The 201-nt window shown below is 61.7% G+C and carries 1 protein-coding gene; it reads left to right on the forward strand.

Annotated elements, in window-relative coordinates; genetic code table 11:
* On the forward strand, positions 1–201 hold a 201-nt coding region (locus C5P05_RS00665; RefSeq protein ID WP_157979154.1), incomplete at both ends, for an IS3 family transposase.

Consider the following 201-nt stretch of genomic DNA (forward strand, 5'->3'; position numbering starts at 1 on the left):
CGACCAAGCCCAGCCTGTGGTTTGCGAAGCCAGCGTGCACATGAAGGCTGCGTTTGCTGCAAGTGGCGGGGCCTATGGGAGTCGTCGTTTGCGCACGGCAGTGGCCTCGCGAGGGATCGTGATTGGCATCTACCGTCTGCGCCGTCTGATGCGCAAGCACGGACTGCGCTCGGTATGGAAGCGCAAATTCGTGCACACAAC

The organism is Rhodoferax ferrireducens (assembly GCF_003347515.1).
Lineage (GTDB): Bacteria > Pseudomonadota > Gammaproteobacteria > Burkholderiales > Burkholderiaceae_C > Rhodoferax.